The following is a 24,458-nucleotide window of genomic DNA, read 5'->3' as shown; positions in this document are numbered from 1 at the left end:
ACCAGGATCATCTATTTGATCCTGATGGCAGCCTTTTTTATTCTTCCAGCACACGGCAATCTGCCAGAACATCGGGGTAATTTCGCATGCTGTCCGCATCAGTAATTTTGCGAATAACTTTGCACGGTACGCCTGCTGCAAAAGAATGCGGTGGAATATCACGAGTCACCACGCTACCTGCTCCAATCACACAGCCGTCTCCAATCGTTACGCCCCCGCACACTGTGACGTTTGCCGAGATCCATACATCGTTACCAATCGTGACCGGTTTGGCATAACATAGCGACTTCACATCACCGTTCTGGTCCACCATCTGTCTCCGCTCGCTGGCAATCATGGGGTGAATGGGGGTAACAATCGTAACGTTGGGTCCAAAACTGGTATAGTCCCCGATCGTCACTTGCGCGTCGTCTTGTATCGTCAGATTATAATTACCGAAGAAATGCTCTCCTATCCGGGTATGCACACCATAATGAAAAAAGATGGGGCCTTGCATGAATCCACCTTCACCGATATGCCCCAGTAACTGTTGTAATATCTGATTCCTTTCCTCAGTCTGTTCTTCAAAGGTCTGACTGTAACGCTGACTGAGATTATGGGCCCGCCTTTTGATGATCTTTAATTCGGGATCACTTGGACTGAACAACACGCCTTTCATGATTCTCTCTTCTTCACGCATCATGAATCCTCCTCTACAAGGGTTAGCTTATAAAATAAAAGCCACAGATATGGCCTGTGGGTTATAAGGCTTCTGATAGAATGCCTGACTTCAACGCCTGAAGCACCATTCCTCGTAACCCAGCATCAAAATCATGTTGGAACGAGTCCTGATGTACAATCTCGGGCAACGACGGCATGGGGTGATCCTTCCCGTACTGTTTCCACGCCATATCCAGCTCTTCTCTCTCCACCCGTTCCTGATAAATGACAATCTGGTGCGGGGCAACGACGGCATTAATCGTTTGCAAGATATGACATACCTGCACTACAAAATCATCTTTGCTCATGTCACGTTTCCAATCAGGTGAATAAGGAAGATACTTGATCTCACCAAACATCCCGTTTTTCCCACGGATCATCTGTCCATTCAACATCATGCCCATACCCGGCGGGTATCGGTTCGGAAAATAAATTCCCGCTACACTCCGTTCCTTCATATCCGCATGCTGTGTACAGTATCCGCTAATCGCTGCATTAACATCATTCTCCACGAGAACGTTCAGTTGGAACTCGCTCTCGATCTCCCGTATCAGATGTGAATGGATAAGCTCTTCATGACTGCTCACCGTGATGTCCCCATCCACGGCTTGCCCCGGAATACCGATGCCGATCATATCAATGGAGGGATATTCCTTAATGAAACGCGCGATAAGTTGCAGCATATGCTGTTTATCAAAAGCAGGCAAGATGCGCTCTTCCTTCAACACAACCTTATTCTCCAGATTCATGACCGTCGCCGAAATCAACTCCTGGCCTTTCATCTCTTTGATGTAAAGAACCAAAGCAAGCTTGAAGTTATAATTATATCGATATGCCTGAGCAGGACGACCGCCGTTAGAGGGAACCACTTTATCCTGGAACAACTCTCCGCCATCACATAATTCCTGAATCAGCGCATTAATGGTAACAACACTAAGATTAGTTAATAAAGCTAATTGCGGTTTGGTCGCCGTCTCAATCTGCTGCATGACTTCACGCACATTATTCAAATTGATGTATTTCATCATTGTAGCGTTGGCTTTTTTCATAACCCTCTCGTTTCTACTCTGGTTCAATTGAGCCAAAGCAATGGTATGGATGTCATTCACACCATATCATAACATAATGCCTTACTTGAACACATGAGTTCCATCGTGCTGGCAATGGATCGAAATCGGCAGAGCTACTTTGTTCACTCAAACAAATCATCCATCGATTTCACAGGCTTCACTTCAATCGGTTGCTTTGACAAGACCATACTTGCATAGGTACCTGCCCATATTATAACTGCCATAATAACGTAGACCATCCATACTTACCTCCCTGTTTCATGCGGATTATGATTTTGCGATACTTACCACATGTGACTATTCCTCTAGTTAATAAACAAACTTTATAAAGTATATTACGTAAGTATGCGAGGATAATAGTTCTTTGTCAATATGATTTAGATTTATCCGAGCCCTTTTCAGTCCAAGGAAGATGTGGACAACATGACTACAACAACGCGTATTATCTCGATGCCCATAAAAAAATAACTGCCGAAAGAATCATTCAACGATTCTTTCGGCAGCCGTTTGTTCAATATACAAGCAGTTTATTTTGAATATATTCGCTGTACCCCGGGCAATAAGGTCACAACTTGAATACCCACTCCCCATGCAAAATAGACCAAGTGAATGATAGAGACATCCTGAATCCAGTACACCTGCGCCATAATCCAGATGATGAGAGCAAACCCCGTATACAACGAAAAAGTCCAAGCCCAATAGCGGTCAGGATAGAGATTCAGTCTCTCACCCAGCCCCCAATGAGCGTAGCGGATGAGCGAAATAGCAATCGTTGAAGGCATCACGCCAAGAACCAGCAATAGGATGATCCCCGGGAACAAAAAACTGGCAAGAGGATTATGCTCAAACCCTTTAGTACCATTCTCACACATGCCTCGTATTGTTCCTGTGCTTCTTTTCACTATATAGATCTCGAAAATCATTCATAATGGAAAAACTTGATAAAAGAACGTACGTTCGGTATAATGGGATTATCCTGAATAAGCGAGAGGCAGATATGGACGACAAATTTATTAAGGAATTACGCGAGATTAGTCGGGATGACAGACGAAGATCGGAATTTATGATTCAAGGTTTGAAGGAAACACTGCAAGAACGCAAAGAAGAAGGCATACTTAAGCGCTGGATACGGCGTAAGAAAACAGAGAAAAAAATCTCTCAAAGATTTAATCAAGATCCTCACTCGGATCAAAAGTAACAACATAAAAAGGAGGCGGAATACGCCTCCCTTGCTATTTACATATTTGAATTATTTAGAATTCATTAGTTGTGACTTAACCCATAAGTTTGCCAAAGCACACATTTATACTTCTAAATAAATCAAATCCTAGCTGAACTTGGTTCCTCATAAGCTTACTTGCCTCTTGCCAGTTAGCTAAATGAAAAAAGAGCAGCCTGCCATCCTGCAGTCTGCCCCGTGCTTTATGAACTAACGTTTCCCGTTAGCTTATAAGTAAGGGTCTCTATAGCTCTTTTACCATCTTCACAACTTCAATTTCATAATTTAAATGCTTATAGAAATTTACGGCACGAAGGTTATTGTTAAAGACATTCAGTATAAGCTGTCGATAGCCTTTTTGCCTTGACCACTCTTCTGCTTTGGTCATGAGTCCCTTGCCGACCCCTTTTCCTTCTCCTTGTGGAGAAACCGCAATCGCCACAATATAACCTTGTTCTATATCGTTCAATTTATCTTTATGCGGCTGTACTTCAAGGAAACCCAGTAGCTCTCCTGTTTCATCTTCCGCCACAAAAATCTCCGTACCAGGAGAAAGATTGTCTACTGATTCTTGGGCTAGGCTGAGCTGTGATTCTACCATTTTGTCTGGATCACGCCAGCTCATCAGCTCAAAGTCCATAAATCGTAAAGCCAGACTTACAATGAAATCTTTATCGGACTCTTGAAAAGCTCTAATCTGCATACACTTACCCCTTATATATAATATAAATTATGGAATACCTGTTCTAATCTTAAAATTAATGCCGTTATTTCTCCCAAAGCTCGACCAGTCGACCTTCAGGAACTTCATTCAAAATAAACTTTCCAAATTCACTAATCTCTTTTTTCTTTGCAAGAAGTACACTAATCTGTTCAAGATGCTTCATAGTCTCGTTTAGATTATGTACTTGGAAATTTAACATCACTTGTTGTTCTGTTGGAAAATAACTGTCATTCTCGATAAAGACTGTACCTTTTTTTATAACTTCAAGATTCTTAGTTCTCCAAAATACTCCTCCTAAACCTTTATCATCGTATCTAAGTCCTGTTTATCATCAAATTTTTAGCTATCCGATTACATTAAATATTCGAGGTTTAAATTAAAATACCTTTTTCAACTATTCTGCCCGTTAGTTGAACAAAAGCAGCCGATCACGTTGGTCAGATGCTTTGTTGGATTTATTGAGCTATCGTTTCCCGTTAGTGTAACGTTCTGTACTTCTACCTATGATACGGATCACCGTAATGAATCAAAACATAAAGTATCTTTTGATCACAAGATATACATATCAACATAAACAAAATCCCACTCCATGGCCGAGTAGGATTTTGAATAGAACTTCTCTTTTGTGGAACTATCGTTCCGCTAAATCAAGGAATAGTAGTATTTGTAACATACTTCATTCCAACTCTAAAATTGATTCGCCACTAATTATCGTACCATTATTCTTACCCTCACAGATTTCTTTCATCGAACCTGGTTTATCGAAGTTAAACACATGCATTGGCAAATTGTAGTCTCTTGCCAAAATGAAAGCTGATTGGTCCATTACCTTTAAGTTGTGTTCTAAAACGTCGTTGTAATGAAGCGAACGAAATTTCTTTGCATTTTTATCAAATTTAGGGTCTGCATTAAGAACACCATCAACACCTTGCTTTGCAACTAATAAAGCGTCACAATTAACCTCGATGGCTCTTTGTACTGAAGGATAGTCTGTTGTAACGTAAGGTTGACCGTTTCCTCCTGCAAAAATTACAATATAGCCTTTTTCTAGGTGGTGAATTGCTTTTAGACGGATGTATGGTTCTGCAACTGAAGTAATAGGTATAGCGGTCATTACCCGTACTTCCTTTTTGGTCTTGGCTTTAAGAACTCCACGAAGCATTAAACTATTTACTACAGTCGCAAGTGTTCCAATGTTGTCAGCTTCTGCCCTTTCTATCCCCCAGCTTTCCGCCATATTACCTCGAAAAATATTACCCCCACCAATAACTAATGATACTTCAACTCCTAAGTTTACTATTGACATAATTTCATCAGCGATTTGGTCCAATCTTTCCGGTTCAAAACCAAATTCAGAGTTTCCGGCTACTGCTCCGCCACTTAGCTTAACGAGAACTCTTTTATACCTTGACAATTAATACACCCCCATAAAATAAAAACACTAAAGCAATAAATGCTTTAGTGTCCTACAGGAATGGAAATATGAAATTACACAAGTCGACTGAATATAAGTCTTACTTTTCCACCTCATACCCCCACCCCTTCCATTTTTTTCCTTTAAGTAATTTTACATTACGTGAGGCTAAATTGCAATTACCGTCAATATTAAATCTGCAAGCAATTTCAATAAGTTATAGAATGATTTACGATGAGCCGTATCAAAGAGCTACCTTGCCACTATCCTGCCCCTTAGCTGAAAAACAGCCGACTATTTAGCCGGCTTTCTACTTGAGTATCATTCTGAGTTCTGTACCTGATTTAACTATTTCAGCTTTTGATCTACCCCGTATTACGGCAGAATGGCAAAGGACCGGACTGGAAAACCAGAAGCTCTCTCCGCTTTGGGTACAATGTTGAAGATTACCGCGCCTTTAGCCGGCACCTGATCCAGGTTTGTTAACAGCTCGACCTGGTATGTATCCTGGGCAAGTACATAATATTCTGCCAGAAGTGCCCCATTCTTCTGATAATCCACCGCTGAATCCGTGTCAAAGGTTTCATGCCCAATGGCTTGTACTTTTCTTTCCTCAAATAAAAACATGAGCGCACTAACCGACCATCCAGGTGCATGACTGTTGCCCTCCGCATCCTTGTTATCAAATGTTTCATGATTAGGCCAGCGTTTGCTCCAATCGGTACGTAAGGCTACAAAGCTTCCAGCTTCAATCACGCCATGCTCTCTTTCAAATTCAAGAATATGCTCTACATCCAGTGTGAAATCCGGATTGTTCTCTACTTCGGCAGACTGGTCAATGACCACAAGCGGGAGCACAAGCTCCTTCAAACCTAGTTCATCCAGATACCGGGTATCCCGAACGAAGTGGATCGGCGCATCAAGATGTGTCCCGTATTGACCCGGGAACTTGAAGCTCTGGGCAAAGAAACCTTGATCGTGATCAAACAGTGTATCGAATTGTGCTGCCTCAAAAGCTGAAAAATGTGGAGAGCCTGGACCAAACGTATGGGTCAGATCCACCCATTTCTTTTCTTTTAACAATTGAATGGCTTGAATGAGTTCGTTGGACATTCTAATCACCTCATGCACAAAATGGAATAAATTTCTCCTATTATATCTTATTCCACTACAATTGGGGAGCAGTCCCTATATTGGTTCTTAGGGCTGTTAATTTTCAAATTTAAAAACTTCACTGACCGTAGATGTCAGTGAAGTTAATTTATAATACAAGAGTAATCCATTCAATCATGAAAACAAAAGGAGCATGTATGATGCAAACGAAGAACGTATATCTATATGTATTTGATACGATGGCAGATTGGGAGGTAGGATATCTAACTGCTGAATTGAACTCGGGAAGGTATTTCAGGAAAGAGATCCAGCCTTTACAGGTCGTAACCGTAGGCGTGGATAAACATCCGGTAACTACCATGGGCGGATTGAACATCCTTCCTCATATTTCTATTGATGAATGTACATTGAAAGGTGACGACCTCATCATTCTTCCAGGAGGAAACACCTGGATGGACACCATCCATGATCCCCTATTGAAAAAAGTTGCTACCTCTATAGAAGAGGGTACGGTTATTGCGGCGATTTGCGGTGCTACAGTTGCACTTGCAAAAATAGGAATACTGGATTCCAGACAGCATACAAGCAATGATTTAGAATACCTGAAGATGATATGCCCAGATTATACTGGAGAAACCTATTATGTAACGGAGCCTGCAGTAACCGATGGAAATCTAGTTACTGCATCTGGAATAGCTCCGTTAGAATTTACAATGCATGTGTTGAAGCTGTTGAATGTCTATACACCAGAAACCTTACAGGCCTGGTACAATCTATATCAGACTCATGAGTCCAAATACTTCTACGAGTTAATGAATTCTATTGCACCTGAATAACCAGTTTCCCGCGGGTATGATGGGTTTCACTCTTCTCATGTGCTTCCCTTACTCCCTGTTGAGTTAGCGGGTACGTTCCATCAATAATCGATTTGAGCTTGCCTTCCGCAGCCAGTTCAGCCAATTGATCCAGTTGATCCCCTTTGGGCTCCATCATGAAGACGTTGGCCGTTACTCCGGCTTCCTTGGCAAGCTTCTCATCCGGTTGTTCCACCAAGGATACCAGATGCCCGCCAGACTTTAACACCTTGAAGCTATCGCGCTGAATATCACCGCCCATGGTGTCCAGCACAACATCATAACCGGAGAGAATCTCCGAGAAATCTTCTTTTTTATAGTTGATAAAATGATCCACACCCAACGAACGAAGCAACGCTTCGTTTGATTCACTTGCCGTGGAAGCCACTTCAGCGCCGAGGGACTTGGCGATCTGAATGGCATACGTTCCCACACCACCTGCACCAGCATGAATGAGTACCTTCTGCCCTTTGCCTAAACGTCCGTGATCCACAAGTGCCTGCCATGCCGTCATCGCCGCCAGCGGGATCGCTGCCGCTTCCTCAAAGCTCAAGTTCTCCGGTATACGGGCAATAATGTCTGCATCAACAGCAACATATTCTGCATAGGTCCCGAATTGACGCGGACGTGCAAATACCCGATCACCTTCTCTGAACCTCGTGACATTTGAGCCTGCTTCAGCCACAATACCGGCAACATCGCCGCCCAGAATCAACGGAAAATTCTCCGCTGCTTCTTTCATATAACCTTGTCTGATTTTGAAGTCTACCGGATTCACCGACGTGGCATGTGTTCGAATTAATACCTGATTCACTCCACATGTTGGCTTGGCTACTTCTTGTTCCTTCAATTGTTCCGCTCCACCAAATTCCTCAATCACAATTGCTTTCATTAGAAATCCCAGCCTTTCCATTGATTATTGTTATACTCTCTCTCCCTTCATTACCCTTTCCCGGCGATCACTTGACCTATTCATTCAAAATTCACAGCAATCTGGGATTCACAAGCCCGTTCAACAATCGTGATATAATGTCCATTATCGATTACGTTAAATCTTAACCCAATAACTGAACAAGCGAGGTAACACGATGGAAGTAGAAGTAAGTACATTACATTCATTTTCGGACAAGGCTCATGGCGGAAACCCCGCAGGTGTTGTTTTACAAGCAGCGCATTTGTCTGAAACCCAGATGCAGGAGATTGCCAGACAAGTCGGTTTTTCAGAGACTGCGTTTGTCATGCCATCGGATCAGGCTGATTTCAAAGTGCGTTATTTCACCCCAAGTGATGAAGTCGATCTATGTGGACATGCCACAATTGCTTTATTTTATCTAATGAAGACACAACATCTCGTTAATGTTGGTACATATACACTGGAGACACTGGCCGGAATTCTTAAAGTTGATATCGAAGTCAATGGAGAAGTCTATCTGTCTCAGACGTTGCCGGAGTTTGGGGAGATCGTGGATCGACAGCAGATTGCCGATTCGTTATGTATTTCTATGGAGGATTTGAACGCCGAACTACCTGTACAGATCATATCTACCGGGCTACCCGATATCCTGATAGCTGTTAGAGATGTTAATGTTCTGACCAAAATCGACCCTGACTTCCAGCGTATCACTGAAATATGCAAGGCTCATCATGCCGTAGGTTATCATGTGTTTACACTCGAATCAGATGCTGAGGACGTTCTGGCAGAATGCCGTAATTTTGCACCGCTTTATGATATACCGGAAGAGAGCGCGACAGGCACATCCAATGGTGCCATGCTCTGTTATTTATACAAGTACAACCAACTCACAGATCCTCATCATCACACGTACACGATCAGACAAGGGTATACCATGAACCGCCCCTCTGAGATCCGAGCCAGATTAACTTTGGACAGCTCTAATGAAATCACACAGATTCAGGTTGGCGGTAATGCAATTCATATCGAAAACATTCAAATACACCTCACTTAGCGGGAGGTGTTTTACGTACTTAGAATAGAGAACATGAGAATTATGTACTTGAAGCAATGTCATGTCCTTAAATCATTGAATTTGTTGTAAAAATCGTAGTACCGCTACCTCCAACTGGTTCAGCCCTGGCTGCTCTATAGGAAAATGGCCTGCCCCTTCCAAGATCACACATTCCTTGTCTACCACCAGACGATCAAAAAAAGATTGGCTGAACCTGATCGGTGTCATGGGGTCCAGTTCAGGGTGAACCAACAGGACCGGACACTGATTGAACTGTTCCGGGCTTACCTCCGGTTTTTTATTAAGGAATGTTCTTAATAATTCCAACGGAATACGTGTAGCTGCCGCTTGTGGATCATCCATAATAAGTCGGGTTAAGTCCTTGTTATTAGTAATCAGTTGCATTCGGGATACCTGTTTGACCGAAATACGTACATGATCCAGCAGACCAGGGAACAGATCCATCATCCGTTTTCCCACCCGGCTCACCAGGCGATTCGGCGCAAGTTGGTCACGCATTTTCGGATTACTCGTGTCTACAAATGTAGTTGCGATCAGACCCTTAACACGCTTGCTGCGTGCACTGGTGTGATAGGCAAGCATACCTCCGATGCTACTTCCCAATACAACGATTGGCTTGCCGTCATTTTTGTATTCCCGTTCGATGAGTGACACAAGCAGCTCTATCCAGAGTTCGTAGTTAATACGTGTACCAGACATTGCGTAACTTAACCCATACGGGGGAAGATCTGGCGATACCACCTCGTATCCATGTCGCTGCAACATGCGGGCATACGGAGCGAGCAACCTGCCATTGCCTCCCGCACCATGAATGAACAGAATTTTGATTGAAGACTCCGGCGCAGGCAAGCGATCGATATGCAGATGAACCCCATTTGACTCCCACCATTCTTCCTCAGGAGCTGTATGCTCCCCTAACCTCACTTCTTCCGGGAAAAAGGCCTGATACTGTTTCCAATAGGGATGTGTTGTCTGATATGAAGGCAAACTTTTTTTCATACGTTACATTCTCCTCTTTTTGTATACAAAAAAAAGCCGTACAGTGTACGACTTTTCGTTAAGAATACGTCTATGACCATACTTCTTTTTATAACAACTCCGTATATCTGTCAATCGGGAAACTGTACATTGCCCGGTACGATATAGGCACCACCTGACCCATCATTAGGCAGAGCCGGGATCGTGTCATTTAATACCTGACCGCGAATATCGGTAATACGAACGTTTAATTTTTCTTTGCCCAGTCCAGTTCCGAGGAAATGATTATAGTCTTGCTTTTCAAGATTGAGCCACGTGCCATCCTTCTGTTTCACTTCGAACTTCAGCACCGGATATTTGTGATTACGAACCTGAATGGCTGCCCACCACTGACTGCTGCCTTCCTTGATCCGATAAGAGACGTTGCCTTGAATTGGAGCTTTGACCACTTTCCAACTAATATCGATTTTGCCTGCCTTTGGGTCACCGATCAGGTTAAAAGCATTCGGTGAGAGATCCAGCGCTCCGCTGGCACCCTCTGGATAGAGGTCTGTTACATAGACTGTTGTTTTGCCTTTAGGACCCTGCACCTCGAGATAGGCTCCCGCTAAAGCGGCTTTGACTCCGTTATAATTGAGTTGGAACGGATTAAGTGCAGTAATCTTCATGTCCGCCGGGATGGGATCAAGCAACACTGCACCTCCCGAGTAGCCTGAGCCTGTATACGTCGCGTAACCCTGATATGTATCGTTCCATGCGGCAGATGCAGGTAGAGCAAATAATACGAGACTGAGCAACATCCCTGTACCGGCCCATTTTAACCGTTGAAATCTACTTTTCTTGTTCATGAGCTATTCCTCCTCGTCATTCTAACTTCTGTTACATTGAAACATAAGTTGAACTAAAGAATATTTACACTTGCCACTCCGATGACAGAATAACCTTCCGATCACTGTTATCCCCAGATTTTTTGATTGAATTTTACAAAGGTGAAAATCTGTTGATAAAGGCGAACGCTCCGCTTCTTCAGGTTTCTTCTGTCCTCTACGTTCTCGTGTAAATGATCCATTCAACTGCTAGATTTGAATATAACATTATTTTACATAATAACTCCTTATTTTCAATCCCTCTCAACTAAATCACATCTTTAGTCCTGCCCGTGGACTTGAACATTCACGACCACGCACAAGATATGGATACATACCATAATTTGGTGGAATGAGCATAATTACAAGCCGACATTAGGACGATTCCCAATAATAAAAAAACGCCACACCCCGGAGTGATTTCTCTCTCCAAACAGTGTGACGCTTATTAAGCATTACGGTAAAAATACCCTGGCTGTCCAGCGACAACCGCATCGGCTCATCCTGTTTCCCTTCGTTTCATCCGCTTCCTTAGTCGCTCATACGATGCGTAAATCCGCGGAGATTCTTTGGTCAGTATAGGCCCCAGCACAGCCAGAATTAACACATACAACACGGCAAACGATTGGATGGATGCCATCAGCCCTCCGGCCTTGCCGATGTTCGCCATGATAATGGAGAACTCGCCCCGCGAGACCAGGGTAAAGCCCACATTCAATGAGGCCTTAGGGCTCATTCCAGCCAGTCTGCCAGCGATCATACCTGCACCATAGTTACTGGCAATCGTCAGAATAACGGCAATAATCGTCATCCCAACAGCTCCGCCAAGTGAAGCCGGCTCGATGGTCAGGCCAAAACTGAAGAAGAAAATTGCACCAAAAAAATCTTTGAAAGGCATGATCTGATGTTCAATCCGACTTACATGTCTTGATTCGCCCAACACAAGCCCCATCATCAATGCTCCAATGGCTTCTGCTACATGCAGTGTCTCCGAGAAACCAGCCACCAGGAAGAGCAGTGTCATGACGGTAAGCAGAAACAACTCTGATGACTTGATATTCAGTGCCTTATCAATATATTTGATGCTTTTCCTGCCAATAATCAGGAATAGCACAATAAACAGCAGGGCAGACAGCGATACTAACAGAACACTTAAGAATGAAGTTGCCCCGCTGAGCACAAGCCCGGTCAGGATGGAGATATGAATCGCGATGAACAAGTCATCAAACATGATCATGCCCATAATAATCTCTGTTTCAGGGTTTGCCGTGCGTTTCAGATCAACGAGCACTTTAGCTACAATGGCTGTAGAAGAGCTGGTCATGATCCCGCAGACAACAAGTGTCTCCTGAAGGGGCAGATCCATGAACCACCCCAACAGCAATCCAGAGACAAAATTCAGACCAACATAGAACATGCCCCCGGTCAGAATGGCTTTGCCAGACTTTAATAACCGGGAGACCGAGAACTCCAAACCCAGATAAAATAGCAGAAACAAAATGCCAAGCCTGCCCATAAATTCAATAAAGGTCGAACTTTCGATAAAACGTAAATCCACTATGCCAATCTGTGGTGCATGTGGTCCAACAGCCATACCAATCAGGATATAGAAAGGAATGACTGAAAATCGTAATCGTGAAGATATCAGCCCAGTAAGTGTAATCAGCGCAACGGCAATTCCCACTTCGAATATGAGCATATCCATAGGCTAAGTCCGTCCATCAGTCAACAATTGTTTGAGATGTTTGATCTGATTCCGTTCACCGGCAACTACAATTGTAGCCCCAGCGGTAAAAGCATAATCCGGGCCTGGATTAAAATGCTTCTCCTTATCCTTGGTCACAACAGCGAGAATTACGGCGCCCGTAGCCTGACGGATATCCAGTTCACCAATCGTCATGCCTACGCTTGCGGCGTGGGGCTCAATCCGTAGCCATTCGATTAACAGCCCTTCAAGCATCACTTCACGCTCATCCTGAAACTTCGGTTTATAGGTCATACCACCAACAATAGCGGCTACCGCCCGGGCTTCATCATCGTCCAGGGTGACCAGAGATACCATATCACCCACCTCTTCAGGTGTATCCCCTGACTCCATATGGAACAGGTCACGTCGCTCGTCGTTATGAATCACTATGACCAAATGCTCACCACTACGGGTATGCAGCCAGTATTTACGTCCAATCCCGGGTAAGTCCGTCTCTTTAAAGTGCATGATCTGCACCCCCTAGCGCCGGCTCGTTCAAGGTTTCGCTCCTCAGCTCGATCCCCGTAATGCGGATTCTCATGGAACCTGATGGTGTATGAACAGACCTAACTTCCCCTTTACTGCCAAGCAGTAATTGACTCCCTACTGGAGAGAGGAAAGAAATACGACCCTCATCAGGATTAGTATCCTCTGGCATGACAATCATGAACGAATCTGACGTATGAAAATCGAGATATTCAAAATCAATATGACTGCCGATCAATACAGCTGAGTCCAGATCTTCATCAGGACCCAGGAGCAGTTTTTCCACATACTCTGTATATGCGGACAATTGTTTTTCCAATTGTATCCGCTCTGGATCACGCGCGTCGAAATAGTCGTCGAGAAATGTTCTTTTCTCTTCACCGAATGTAAATAGCTGGCTCACCAGCTTCTCTCTGCAATTATGGCGGGAGGTCCTATGGTTCATAGTAGATTTCCCCCCCTATACAAGCCTTGTTCTCCATGTTGATTGGCATGTTTCTCTTCATCATCTTGTTTTCCTCCTTTATATTTTAAAAAGATCCCGGAATACGAGACCTTCTTACCATCTTACCAAAACTAATATTTTAATCCAGTATATTCGTCTAACTTGCTTTTTTATTATCATTTGTGGTCATATCTTCCATTTAATAACTTAATTCTTCACATCATATGGTAGATCCATAGAACATTTTAATTACTGCATAAAAAACATTTTATGAATTTTCATCTCGTATTTTTATTTGCTTTCCTGTATATTTAACTACAAACTTTTATTCAATTTATGCAAATAAGCCTCTACAGACTTTAACACAATAAAGGAGTGCATCGAAAAAGTGTCCACGATAACAAAAGAAACTAAAGAGTCCGTTCAAGTTACTGCCGCAGAATATGTTCATTCCGTTTATGAGTCGGTTGTTGCCAGAAATCCGCACGAAGACGAGTTCCATCAGGCTGTCAAAGAAATTCTGGATTCCCTTATTCCTGTTATTGAAGCACACCCTAAGTATAAGAACCATAGTCTGTTGGAACAGCTTGTTGAACCCGAACGTGTAATCACATTCCGTGTCCCATGGGTGGATGATCAGGGCAAAGTTCAGGTTAACCGTGGATTCCGGGTGCAATTCAACAGTGCCATTGGCCCTTACAAAGGCGGACTTCGCTTCCATCCTTCTGTATACTCGGGCATCATCAAGTTCCTTGGCTTCGAACAGATCTTCAAAAATGCTTTGACCGGTCTGCCCATTGGCGGTGGTAAAGGCGGTTCTGACTTCGATCCCAAAGGAAAATCAGATCTGGAAGTCATGCGTTTCACGCAAAGCTTCATGACTGAACTTTACAAATATATTGGTTCCGATACCGATGTACCAGCAGGTGACATTGGTGTAGGTGCACGGGAAATTGGTTACATGTTCGGCCAATACAAACGTATCCATGGCGGACATGTGGCAGGCGTTTTGACAGGTAAAGGACTGCTGTACGGAGGAAGCTTGGCACGTAAGGAAGCGACTGGCTTCGGCTGTGTGTATTTCGTGAAGGAGATGCTGCAATCCAAGGGACTCAGCTTCCAAGACAGCACAGTCGTTGTCTCTGGCTCTGGTAATGTGTCCATCTATGCCATTCAGAAGGCACAGGAGCTTGGAGCTACAGTTGTGGCGTGTAGTGACTCAGGTGGCTACATACACGATCCACAAGGCATCAACCTGGATACCGTGAAACGTCTGAAAGAGGTTGATCGTCTTCGCATCAGCGAATACATCAAAGAACACCCGCATGCTACATATACCGAAGGTTGTGAAGGCATCTGGTCCATCCCTTGTGATATTGCTCTTCCATGTGCAACGCAAAATGAGATCGATGAAGAAGCTGCGGCCCTTCTAATCAAAGGTGGCGTGAAGGCAATTGGCGAAGGCGCGAATATGCCTTCCACCCTGGCTGCCATTGACGTCTTCCACGGTGCAGGCGTGCTGTTCGGTCCAGCCAAAGCGGCTAATGCCGGCGGTGTAGCCGTGTCTGCTCTTGAAATGTCACAGAACAGCATGCGGTTGTCCTGGTCATTTGAAGAAGTAGACGCCAAGCTGCATGACATCATGAAGAACATCTACACCAGCTGTGTAGAAGCTGCTGAAGAGTATGGCTGTGAAGGCAACCTCGTAGCCGGAGCGAATATCGCCGGTTTCCTCAAGGTAGCGGATTCCATGATTGCTCAAGGTGTAGTTTAATTTAAATACGTGATTCTCCACGATCAAAGGGCGTTCCCATCTATTTGGGTAACTGCCCTTTTTTCCTTGTCTTCAATTGCTCTAATGGCAAGGCAATGGTAAAGTGGTACTGACGTAATTCCATCTATTTGTACTATTATAAGGAAGTGTTTACATTGTCTAACCAACCATTTGCCAGCACTGCGAGTCCTCATCTTAGCGCAGACTGTGAGCAATGTTTTGGCCTGTGCTGTGTTGCCTTGCCCTATGGCAAGTCATCGGACTTTGCTTTTGACAAGGCCAGCGGCACCCCCTGTCCCAATCTGCGCACGGACAATCGCTGCGGTATCCATACCCAGCTTCGGCAGAAAGGGTTCAAAGGTTGCACGGTATACGACTGTTTCGGAGCTGGACAGAAGCTGTCCCAAGTGACCTACGCGGGCAAAGATTGGCGTGATCATCCAGAGTCTGCAAACGAGATGTTCGATTGTCTGCCTGCCTTGCGACAACTTCACGAGTTGCTCAGTTATATGAAGGAAATGATGATGAGACCGGAAACGTCATCCCTTCACTCGGCATTTGGTGAGTTATATGAGGAGATTGAGCGCTTGAGCAATCTGGAGCCTGCGGCACTCCTCCGTCTGGACATCGCCAATTATCGGTCCAGTGTGAATCAACTCTTGGTCCAGGCAAGTGAGATGGTACGCGCGAATGTGCCACCCACCGCTCATGGACAAGGGAAGTCGAAGAATGGTAAAAAACGTACCGGAAGTGACTTTTTTGGTGCCAATTTAAAAGGGGCTGACCTGCGGGGCGCAAGCTTCCGAGGGGCTTTAATGATCGCAGCCGATCTCCGAAATGCAGATACACGAAATGCGGATTGGATTGGCGCGGACTTGCGGGATACGGATCTGGGCGATGCAGACCTGAGAGGTGGCATCTTCCTGACGCAATCCCAGATTAATGCAGCCAAAGGTAATGTGAATACCAAGTTGCCGGACCATCTTAACATTCCCTCACACTGGGTGTAGGATGCCATTTCCGCAAGAGCATAAGCAGGGATACAGGCAATATAGTACCTGCCAATCCATATGAATGTATGAATCGTATATAGCAACAGCAAAAAAACAGCTCGTCCTATACATCCAAGGACGAGCTGTTTCTATAAAATCACTGGAACGAATCAGAATTATAACAAGTCGCGGCGAAGATCTTCAGCCGATTTTGGAGACAAGTGACCGAGCGGAATATCAAATACCGTTTTCGCTCCCTTATGTCCTTCCACGCTCAAACGTTGTGCGGCTCTTGCATACGCCACAAGTACGCTTGCTGTAAATTCAGGATTGCTGTCGAGTTTCAGACCAAATTCAATAATTTGCTTTTGACCAGCACCTGTAACCCCACTGCGAATTACAAATCCACCATGCGGCATACCTTCATGCTCGGATTTCAATTCTTCTTCGCTAATGAACGTTACAGTTGTATCGTAATCTGCAAAGTAGTTAGGCATCTTCACAATCGTCTCACGGATCTCATCCTGATTAGCACCATCTTCTGCTACCACATAACATTGACGCAGATGTTTCTCACGTGTAGACAGCTCTGGTGTCTCCCCTGCACGAATGCGGTTGATCACCTCTTCAACAGGTACAGTATACTGTACACCCGCCTTAACGCCTGGAACACGACGAATAGCATCCGAGTGGCCTTGGCTCACACCTTTGCCCCAGAACGTGTACTCTTTTCCTTCTGGCAGGATGGACTGTGCAAGCAGACGGTTCATGGAGAACAAGCCTGGGTCCCAACCTGTGGAAATGACACTTACGTGACCGCCTTGCTCTGCCGCAGCATTAACTTCCTTGTAGAATTCAGGAATTTTCGCATGTGTATCGAAGCTGTCTACCGTATTGAACAACTTGGCGATGGCTGGTGTCTGCTCTGGAAGGTCGGTTGCAGAACCACCACAGAGGATCATAACATCAACCTTGCCTATGTATTGCTCCGCTGCAGAGATATGCTCAAAACGTACTTCTGTGCTTTCAGCGACCATCTGCTCCGGATTACGACGTGTAAACACAGCAATCAGTTCCATATCCTCGTTCTGGGAAATGGCTTTCTCTACACCTTTACCCAAGTTACCGTAACCAACAATACCCACTCTAATCATGTTCAATCCTCTCCTGTCTTCTTCTATAGTTGTCTATTACTCTGTTTATAATGATATAACATAACATGTAACCTGTCAGGTTTCCAGTTCGAAATAAAAATACCTTGCAGCGGTGCAGCAATAATGCGGCTCCGTATGCAAGGTATTTTGGCGTTCATTCGTTATTTTAGGAAGAAAAAAAGCAGGAAAGAAAAATAGCCCTTATCTTCTGCTTATGATTCTGTCCAGGTCAACGTCAGTTCAATGACGCCTTCCTGTCCCGCCAATGTTCCTCCAATCAAGGACCAGACATCCTGCGTCTCCGGGTCGGTTCCCTGAATGATAATATTTTTGTCATCGATCGTCTGACCTGCATCCGTCAACTTTTTGGCGTTGAAGTAATCTTTATACAGCTGGGATACGGTTTTCATATCTTGTTCAGTGGAGAAAATCACCATGGCCGATTGCTTGCCTTCATTCTCACCTGAATTGGCTAAACGAATCGTAGCATCTTCCGGCAACGGGAAATCACTTGGCAAGTTCTCCGGCAACTCATTGGTTCCAGCAGTCGCTTCCTCACCACGATCTGAATCCGAGTCGGTTGGTGCAGTCGTACCCTCCGTTTCGGTCACTGTACTTGTTGTTGCTTCGCTTGCACCTTCATTAGTCTCCTGTTCACCAGTTCCGGAGGAAGCTTCAGTGTCCACCTTCTCCGTATCACTCGGTTCGTCTGCCGCGCTGCTGCAAGCACTCAAGGCCACCATCATCGCCAGTGCCGCACAGGCCAATACATATTTCCTTCTCTTCACCATCTGTTACCACTCCTTCTTCTTCGTTTCATGTGCTAATCACGTTCAAACGGCTGGATCACAGGCACCGCATGAACGTTATTCTTAACCCATATCACAGATACAGATAATACACTAAGAGACAATAGACAACTGGCTACAAGAATGGACAAGAAGCGGGTGATTACTTTAAACTTTTTCATCCATCCCTCCTCCTCCTGTTCTTCATGTGTTTGTGGAATCATGTTACTCATAGGTCACTGGACGGTGTCACTAATTTCATGATCTCGGCGGCGACAATATCCGGTTGACTGTTATGGATACTGTGTGTCGCTTGTGGAACCGTCAGCTGTGTTCCGTGTCTTGACCATGAAGCAAAATTCGCTTGGTCGGCCTGCCAAGCATGACTGTCCTCATCCGACTCCTCCGAACCGGCTGTGAGGATCGTCAGGGGGAAGCCAAACTTCGTTTTGTTCTCAAGCACACACGCTGCATTTGTTCTGGAATTCCGAACCTCTTCCATGACATTGTCATTGTACGCATGTCTCAGCGTGGATATCGTTACGGCTTTTTTCATCGGTTCCGTTACCAGATGTGGGTCAATGACCAGAGATGCCATCATGCGATCCGATTGTAGCAATGTTCGTGCGATGCCTGTTTTCACCAGAAAACGGGACCAATCCATCATCCATTCTGGTGTATTCAAGTCCGTACGACTGTAATATTCCGGGCTTCCGCCATCGATCATGACCATGCCGGCCACCTCATCAGGATACCTTTGCGCAAACCGCAGTGTCTCCAGCGCCCCCAGGGAGTGACCAACCATGATGTAAGGTGGACGTTGACCGGATGTGCGCAGCAATTGGTGGATCTCTTCCGAGATGGTATCAACATCACGAGGTTCATCCGTATAGTCGCTGTATCCGTACCCGAACCGATCATATACCGCAATTTTTACCTGTGATTTCAACTTGTCATATAGCGGACTGAAATCCACATACGGATTGGGTGTACCCCAGCCTGAGGCAAACACCACGGTTACCTCTCCTTTGCCAGCAGTGTAGAGGTGCATGTTGCGACCACTCACTTCATAATACTTGCCTGGCGGGGGATAGGACTTCATATCCTGCGTGGATTGATACGCTTCATACGCTGTACCTGCCAGCAGCAAAAGTCCTGTGGCAAGCATGATGCCTCCCAGCACTTTTAACCCTCTCCGTAACCCCTTCTTCATCTTCTCTACCCCTTACCCCAAAGGTTCATCTATATATGTATGCTTCAATCGTACCCAAGAAATAGCGCGATTGAAACAATCCCGAGTCCAGTTCTTTCCCCAACCAAAGTCCAGTGTCCCTCCCCTACCTGTAACGCAAAAAAAACTGCAAATCTCCCATTCAGGAAACTTGCAGTTCATCTCTACTTGTATTCTAAAATTCTTACCTCAATCTATCTAATGATGATCCTTACCTATAGTTGCAAAGTAAGACCCACCGGGCAATGATCACTGCCCATCACGTGGCAGTCGATATGCGCATCTGCTACCTTAGGTGCCAATTGATTGGATACGAGAAAATAATCAATGCGCCAGCCCACGTTCCGTTCTCTAACCTTCGGCATATAGGACCACCAGCTGTATACATCCGTACGATCCGGGTACAGATGGCGGAAGCTGTCTACATACCCGGAAGCAAGCAAATCAGTCATCTTGCCACGCTCTTCAAGGGTAAATCCGGAATTGCCCAGATTGGGCTTCGGATTCTTCAGGTCAATCTCCTGATGAGCCACATTCAGGTCTCCACAGACGATAACCGGTTTAGTCTGCTCCAGTTGCAGAATGTAGCCCCGGAATCGATCCTCCCATTCCAGACGGTAAGGCAGCCGGGTCAGATCCCGCTTCGCGTTAGGGGTATAGACGTTCACCAGATAAAACTCATCATACTCCAGTGTAATCATCCGTCCTTCCGGCTCACTGTCCTCCTCCATCCCGTAACGAACGGATAAAGGCTTGATTCGGCTAAATACAGCCGTACCGGAATATCCTTTTTTGATTGCATAATTCCAATATTGATAAACATCTTCCCCCAGGCCCATCTCAATCTGTCCGGCTTGTAATTTGGTCTCCTGAAGGCAGAAAATATCCGCCTGAGTCTCTTGATAATAATCCATGAATCCTTTGGTAACACATGCCCTTAAGCCATTCACATTCCAGGACACCAGCTTCATATCCTCATCTCCTCACATCTCTCCAATATAGCATGGGCTCATTCAGAGGGACAAGCCTCATGGCTCTGGAATGAGATGGAGTCATTGGAATCCTTATGGGGCGAGCCTGCCTATATTTCGCTTCGTAACTTAGAGAACACCGCAAGGTCAATATATCTGCCTTTCTCAAACTCATGCTGCCGCAGTACACCTTCCTGTTGAAAATCAAGTTTATGTAACAGGTGAATTGACGCCTCGTTCTCTGGTTCAACCTTTGCTTCGATCTTGTTGAGCTGCATGCATGTGAATCCAAAATGTAACACAGCATGGGCCACTTCAGTCATAACACCGCGGCCCCAGAAAGAGGAACACAAATCGTATCCAATCTCTGCACGGTTATGTACATCTTCATAGTTCAGGAACCCACAGGTTCCGATCACTTTACGAGTTTCACGGTCTTCAATCATCCAGCGTAAACCCGTGTGTTCCTTGAAAATCTTCGTATACCAATTTATCTCACCCTGTGCATCCTCCACGGATTCAAAGGGAGTGAATGGCATATATTGAACCACAGCTTCATCGGAATATAACGCGAGCAGATCATGGCTGTCTCCAGCCTCAGCTGACCGGAGGATGAATCGTTCTGTCTGAATTAATGGAACTAGATCAAACCTAAATTGCTCACTCATGCGAAGTCTCCTTTGCAACATTCATTGTAGAAGTCCATTTTACTACACTTGCCTTCATCAAGCTTTTACTATTAATATGTTCTATTAAGGCATTACTGTAGAAAAGGATACATAGGAGAGGACGTGCTATTATCACACAATCATATGACGTTATTATCGTTGGAGCCGGCTCCATGGGTATGAGTGCTGGGTATTATCTATCGCGCAGTGGATGCAAAACTTTATTAATCGATGCCTTTGATCCTCCGCATACGGAAGGAAGTCATCACGGGGATAGCAGACTGATGCGCCATGTGTACAGTGGTGGGCCTGACTATATTGCGATGGCATTACTTGCACAGAAGTTATGGCACGAGCTGGAGGAAACGACCGGAGACCAACTGTTTGTTCCTTCCGGTGTAATAAATGTGGTTGATCCGGAGATTCATTCCTTCCACAACCGATTGAGCCATGCAGATGATGCAGGTATTCGGTATGAAACGTTGCACGCAGCCGAGGTGATGAAACGCTGGCCAGGTATTACAATACCTGAACATTACGAGGGCATGTATGAACCGGATGCGGGTTATTTGTATAGTGAACCTTGTATTCGTGCCTTCCGCAAGGCAGCCGAAACTCACGGTGCCACCTTGTTAACGCACACGCTTGTGGAGCATATCGAATACGGACCACATTCCGTCGCAGTTCAGACTTCAGGTGGTGAGACATACCATGCAAATCAAATCATCCTGAGCGCTGGCGCCTGGTTTCAGACATTAAAACCTTTCGTGGATCTCCCGATCCAGGCAGTGCGTAAAACGGTTGGATGGTTTGATGCACCAGAAGCCTTATACGGCGAGCCACACTTCCCCGGTTTTACACTGGCGGGAAAAGAAGGTACATATTATGGATTTCCAAGCATTGGCGGATCAGGTCTGAAGATGGGTCGTCATGATACGGGTCAGGTGTGGACACCAGGAAGTACAATGGCTGCTTTTGGTACGGAAGAAACGGACGAGGGGGATCTGCGCAGGCTGCTCGAACTTCATATGCCTCAGGCAGCTGGAGCATTGAAACGTGGTAGTGTGTGCAAGTATGAATTCACTTCGGATGAAGATTTTATTATCGACCGACACCCTGCCCATGAACGTGTGTGGCTCGCAGGCGGTTTCTCCGGTCATGGCTTCAAGTTCGCAAGTGCCATTGGGCAGATTCTATCCGACTTGGTGCAAACGGGGCACACGGATCAGGATATTAGCAGGTTCACCCTATCCCGTTTTTGTTAAGTACCAGCTGGGTGGATGAATATATGTATGTCTAAAATAGCTACTTTTCTTGAGGGTACAGTGTTGCATAGAGCACTGCACCTCCAAGAAAAAAGGACACGTAATAACGTTTAATTCATGCGTACTCACACTAATTAACTTTGACGAGGCTCCATTGCTGATTGGCTCCGCCATTGTCGGCCCACTGAATCGTGGAGGCACCTGCGGTCAGAGAACCTTGATTGATGTCAACCGTCAGGCCACTGTTTCGATTCGCAAGTACCACATATCCTCCCACATCAATTGGCAGCCATTGCTGATTGTTGCCCCCGTTATCCTGCCACTGAATCAGAGCGGCTCCGCCTTGTGTAGAACCCGAATTCACATCCAGCAAAAGCCCACTGCCCACATTGCGGATGTTGTAATATCCGTTACCTGCGGACTCTAGCTTCCACTGCTGGTTGGCTGCTCCATTATCATTCCACTGAATGATTGTTGCCCCACCCGTAGAAGAAGCACCGTTAACATCGAGTGCAAGTCCACTGTTGCGGTTGATTAATTTGTAGATAGCCCCGGATTCATATCCTGTACCGCCATTATAAGTTGCACTGGAAATGACGTAGGTTGTGACCGAATTGGCCTTGGCCGTAGCGGTAAAGGTTTTGTTTTGCACCGAAATATTGGTCAGTTGCTGCACCTTCTCCGTTGAAGAGGTCCGATATACTTGAGCAGACGTGCCTGTGTTAGTAAAACGACTGAGATCATAGGTTACTGTTGTATCCGTCGAATCCGAATTTGTTGTAACCAGTACAACTTTGCCGGAAGCTGCATCATAAGCTGCAAGGGTATTGGCATCACTCATGCCAATAATCTTGTATCCAGGACGAATAAATTTGCTGTAATTGCCCATGACATAATATTTTTGGTTCACGGTGTAACTAGTCGTTTGGGTATTGTTCAACACGTTCTTGAAAAATCCCCATCCTTCTGCACTATCCACGGCTTGCCAATACACCCATCCACTTGCGCCCATATTGCGAATATCCTTGAGGATAGTCCGTGACATCGTAAGTCCGCTTGCATCTCCGTCTCCATATTCCGAGGTCCACAGATGTTTGCCCGCAGACGTCGCTGTGTTGCGCAAAGCAGTACGATTGCTTCCGCCATACGTATGAGTGTTGATCTGAGTGATCGCTGATTTAACCGCATTACTGTAGCTGTTGAACGACACATTGGTATCATCGATACTGTATTCTTCCGGTGCGCTCAGCTTTGTGGACAGGCCCTTTGCATTCAACGAAGCTTGTACCTGACTCAGAATTGTGTTCTGATCCGCCCGGTCAAAGTGCATGCCCTCCTGGTCATTGCCCTGCTTCCACCACGTCGAGATCGGTTCATTCAGCGGAGTTACGCTATCAAATGTGATCCCCCAGTTATCCCGAAAATGCTTCACAACCTCAGTTAAGTAATCGGCAAAATCATCGTAGTAATCGGGCTTGAGGTTGTTACCACCATTGGCCGAACCGGACACATTACCACTGATCGTCATCCAGTAAGGTGCGGAATTCGCAAAAGCTTCGATGACATTCACGCCTTGCGCTTTGGCAGCTTGCAGCATATATCGTTGGTTTGCATCTGCATTCCAGTCATACACGCCGGGAGAAGGCTGGTAACCAGGAACGGCTTTGCGATATTCGAGGATATTGGATGATGGATTATCCCCGCCTCCAATGTTGTACCGCAGGATATTCAGACCCAGTCCGGTATTTGCATTGAACATTTTCTCCACATACTCATCCCGATTGGAATATTCTCCAACCACTTTGCCCCACCATGCTAGGGATGTCCCCCATCCTTCCATCGTCTGATATTGCTTCGATGGATCGGCAACAGCCGTGTAGGCTCCCGCAGCAGATACCTCTGTTCCCAGACCCAAACTGCCTGTTAGCAGACTTCCTGCCAGCAGTAGCGAGCTCATTCGTTTTAACCACTTCATCCGCTTCACTCCTTATCATTTTACACTTGCACTCCGA

General features: G+C 45.3%; 26 protein-coding genes. 6 read left to right on the top strand and 20 right to left on the bottom strand.

The window, feature by feature from the left end; all coding sequences use genetic code 11:
* Positions 1-37 precede the first annotated feature (37 nt).
* From CXK86_RS30780 to CXK86_RS30770, 3 genes are all read right to left on the bottom strand, one after another.
* The gene (locus tag CXK86_RS30780) at positions 38-679 is read right to left on the bottom strand and encodes a sugar O-acetyltransferase (RefSeq protein WP_101315069.1); all 642 of its coding nucleotides are present in this window, start codon (positions 677-679) and stop codon (positions 38-40) included.
* Between the two features lie 61 nt (positions 680-740).
* The gene (locus CXK86_RS30775; RefSeq protein ID WP_257468252.1) at positions 741-1,724 is read right to left on the bottom strand and encodes an ROK family protein; all 984 of its coding nucleotides are present in this window, start codon (positions 1,722-1,724) and stop codon (positions 741-743) included.
* A gap of 572 nt (positions 1,725-2,296) precedes the next feature.
* On the bottom strand, positions 2,297-2,671 hold the full coding sequence (locus CXK86_RS30770) for a hypothetical protein (RefSeq protein ID WP_144029847.1): 375 nt from the start codon (positions 2,669-2,671) through the stop codon (positions 2,297-2,299).
* 95 nt (positions 2,672-2,766) lie between these two features.
* Here CXK86_RS30770 and CXK86_RS30765 point away from each other — a divergent pair, with 95 nt between their 5' ends.
* The gene (locus tag CXK86_RS30765) at positions 2,767-2,967 is read left to right on the top strand and encodes a hypothetical protein (RefSeq protein ID WP_026080945.1); all 201 of its coding nucleotides are present in this window, start codon (positions 2,767-2,769) and stop codon (positions 2,965-2,967) included.
* Positions 2,968-3,232: 265 nt separating this feature from the next.
* On the opposite strand, the gene CXK86_RS30760 is transcribed toward CXK86_RS30765, so the two are convergent.
* From CXK86_RS30760 to CXK86_RS30745, 4 genes are all read right to left on the bottom strand, one after another.
* Positions 3,233-3,691 carry a GNAT family N-acetyltransferase gene (locus CXK86_RS30760; protein ID WP_101315067.1) on the bottom strand — a complete coding sequence of 153 codons (459 nt, stop codon included), beginning with the start codon at positions 3,689-3,691 and terminating at the stop codon, positions 3,233-3,235.
* A gap of 64 nt (positions 3,692-3,755) precedes the next feature.
* The gene (locus tag CXK86_RS30755) at positions 3,756-3,971 is read right to left on the bottom strand and encodes a hypothetical protein (protein WP_051447475.1); all 216 of its coding nucleotides are present in this window, start codon (positions 3,969-3,971) and stop codon (positions 3,756-3,758) included.
* A gap of 417 nt (positions 3,972-4,388) precedes the next feature.
* Positions 4,389-5,126 carry a UMP kinase gene (gene pyrH, locus CXK86_RS30750; protein ID WP_036617332.1) on the bottom strand — a complete coding sequence of 246 codons (738 nt, stop codon included), beginning with the start codon at positions 5,124-5,126 and terminating at the stop codon, positions 4,389-4,391.
* Between the two features lie 375 nt (positions 5,127-5,501).
* Positions 5,502-6,239, bottom strand: a complete 738-nt coding sequence (locus CXK86_RS30745) for a cyclase family protein (protein ID WP_101315066.1) — start codon at positions 6,237-6,239, stop codon at positions 5,502-5,504.
* Positions 6,240-6,439: 200 nt separating this feature from the next.
* On the opposite strand from CXK86_RS30745, the gene CXK86_RS30740 reads away from it, so the two are divergent.
* On the top strand, positions 6,440-7,075 hold the full coding sequence (locus CXK86_RS30740; protein WP_101315065.1) for a type 1 glutamine amidotransferase family protein: 636 nt from the start codon (positions 6,440-6,442) through the stop codon (positions 7,073-7,075).
* Here CXK86_RS30740 and CXK86_RS30735 read toward each other — a convergent pair.
* On the bottom strand, positions 7,059-7,985 hold the full coding sequence (locus CXK86_RS30735) for an NADP-dependent oxidoreductase (protein ID WP_036668743.1): 927 nt from the start codon (positions 7,983-7,985) through the stop codon (positions 7,059-7,061). The two genes, CXK86_RS30740 and CXK86_RS30735, sit on opposite strands and share 17 nt — an antisense overlap.
* A gap of 196 nt (positions 7,986-8,181) precedes the next feature.
* Between CXK86_RS30735 and CXK86_RS30730 the strand changes: the two genes are divergently transcribed.
* Positions 8,182-9,060, top strand: a complete 879-nt coding sequence (locus tag CXK86_RS30730; protein WP_101315063.1) for a PhzF family phenazine biosynthesis protein — start codon at positions 8,182-8,184, stop codon at positions 9,058-9,060.
* A gap of 72 nt (positions 9,061-9,132) precedes the next feature.
* Here the strand turns inward: CXK86_RS30730 and CXK86_RS30725 are convergent, their stop codons facing one another.
* The 5 genes from CXK86_RS30725 to CXK86_RS30705 form a co-directional block, all read right to left on the bottom strand.
* Positions 9,133-10,080 (bottom strand): alpha/beta hydrolase, encoded by a 948-nt coding sequence (locus CXK86_RS30725; RefSeq protein ID WP_101315062.1) that lies wholly within the window; start codon positions 10,078-10,080, stop codon positions 9,133-9,135.
* 110 nt (positions 10,081-10,190) lie between these two features.
* A complete protein-coding gene (gene exlX, locus CXK86_RS30720; RefSeq protein ID WP_036668609.1) occupies positions 10,191-10,907 on the bottom strand; it encodes an expansin ExlX in 717 nt (238 codons plus the stop codon).
* 517 nt (positions 10,908-11,424) lie between these two features.
* Positions 11,425-12,630, bottom strand: coding sequence for a cation:proton antiporter (locus tag CXK86_RS30715; RefSeq protein WP_076216431.1), 1,206 nt, complete (start codon positions 12,628-12,630; stop codon positions 11,425-11,427).
* Between the two features lie 3 nt (positions 12,631-12,633).
* Positions 12,634-13,140, bottom strand: coding sequence for a cation:proton antiporter regulatory subunit (locus CXK86_RS30710; protein ID WP_036617317.1), 507 nt, complete (start codon positions 13,138-13,140; stop codon positions 12,634-12,636).
* Positions 13,130-13,603 carry a GreA/GreB family elongation factor gene (locus CXK86_RS30705; RefSeq protein ID WP_051449595.1) on the bottom strand — a complete coding sequence of 158 codons (474 nt, stop codon included), beginning with the start codon at positions 13,601-13,603 and terminating at the stop codon, positions 13,130-13,132. The genes CXK86_RS30710 and CXK86_RS30705 overlap by 11 nt, the downstream gene beginning before the upstream one ends.
* A gap of 388 nt (positions 13,604-13,991) precedes the next feature.
* On the opposite strand from CXK86_RS30705, the gene gdhA reads away from it, so the two are divergent.
* Together gdhA and CXK86_RS30695 are read left to right on the top strand one after the other, a co-directional pair.
* Positions 13,992-15,377 carry an NADP-specific glutamate dehydrogenase gene (gene gdhA / locus CXK86_RS30700; protein ID WP_179087907.1) on the top strand — a complete coding sequence of 462 codons (1,386 nt, stop codon included), beginning with the start codon at positions 13,992-13,994 and terminating at the stop codon, positions 15,375-15,377.
* Between the two features lie 155 nt (positions 15,378-15,532).
* Positions 15,533-16,387 carry a pentapeptide repeat-containing protein gene (locus tag CXK86_RS30695; protein ID WP_101315061.1) on the top strand — a complete coding sequence of 285 codons (855 nt, stop codon included), beginning with the start codon at positions 15,533-15,535 and terminating at the stop codon, positions 16,385-16,387.
* A 158-nt stretch (positions 16,388-16,545) separates the two neighbouring features.
* Here the strand turns inward: CXK86_RS30695 and CXK86_RS30690 are convergent, their stop codons facing one another.
* The 6 genes from CXK86_RS30690 to CXK86_RS30670 all read right to left on the bottom strand — a co-directional run bounded on the left by CXK86_RS30690 (position 16,546) and on the right by CXK86_RS30670 (position 21,181).
* On the bottom strand, positions 16,546-17,523 hold the full coding sequence (locus CXK86_RS30690) for a diaminopimelate dehydrogenase (RefSeq protein WP_373888085.1): 978 nt from the start codon (positions 17,521-17,523) through the stop codon (positions 16,546-16,548).
* A 212-nt stretch (positions 17,524-17,735) separates the two neighbouring features.
* On the bottom strand, positions 17,736-18,314 hold the full coding sequence (locus CXK86_RS30685) for a hypothetical protein (RefSeq protein WP_101315059.1): 579 nt from the start codon (positions 18,312-18,314) through the stop codon (positions 17,736-17,738).
* Between the two features lie 32 nt (positions 18,315-18,346).
* On the bottom strand, positions 18,347-18,493 hold the full coding sequence (locus CXK86_RS32370) for a hypothetical protein (protein WP_017687030.1): 147 nt from the start codon (positions 18,491-18,493) through the stop codon (positions 18,347-18,349).
* Between the two features lie 47 nt (positions 18,494-18,540).
* Entirely contained in the window at positions 18,541-19,524 is a 984-nt protein-coding gene (locus CXK86_RS30680; RefSeq protein WP_101315058.1) for an alpha/beta hydrolase, read from the bottom strand.
* A gap of 233 nt (positions 19,525-19,757) precedes the next feature.
* Positions 19,758-20,513 carry an exodeoxyribonuclease III gene (locus CXK86_RS30675; RefSeq protein ID WP_101315057.1) on the bottom strand — a complete coding sequence of 252 codons (756 nt, stop codon included), beginning with the start codon at positions 20,511-20,513 and terminating at the stop codon, positions 19,758-19,760.
* 110 nt (positions 20,514-20,623) lie between these two features.
* Positions 20,624-21,181, bottom strand: a complete 558-nt coding sequence (locus CXK86_RS30670; protein WP_101315056.1) for a GNAT family N-acetyltransferase — start codon at positions 21,179-21,181, stop codon at positions 20,624-20,626.
* 131 nt (positions 21,182-21,312) lie between these two features.
* Between CXK86_RS30670 and solA the strand changes: the two genes are divergently transcribed.
* Positions 21,313-22,446 (top strand): N-methyl-L-tryptophan oxidase, encoded by a 1,134-nt coding sequence (gene solA, locus CXK86_RS30665; RefSeq protein ID WP_373888086.1) that lies wholly within the window; start codon positions 21,313-21,315, stop codon positions 22,444-22,446.
* A 130-nt stretch (positions 22,447-22,576) separates the two neighbouring features.
* Here solA and CXK86_RS30660 read toward each other — a convergent pair whose 3' ends face one another.
* Positions 22,577-24,421: an RICIN domain-containing protein gene (locus CXK86_RS30660; RefSeq protein WP_101315054.1), complete on the bottom strand. Its 1,845-nt coding sequence runs from the start codon at positions 24,419-24,421 to the stop codon at positions 22,577-22,579.
* Positions 24,422-24,458 lie beyond the last annotated feature (37 nt).

Origin of the sequence: Paenibacillus sp. BGI2013 (assembly GCF_002843485.1) — a bacterium.
In the GTDB taxonomy this organism is placed as follows: Bacteria; Bacillota; Bacilli; order Paenibacillales; family Paenibacillaceae; genus Paenibacillus; species Paenibacillus amylolyticus.
Note: the sequence above shows the minus strand (reverse complement) of the source record. Positions and strands in the feature narration are given on the sequence as shown.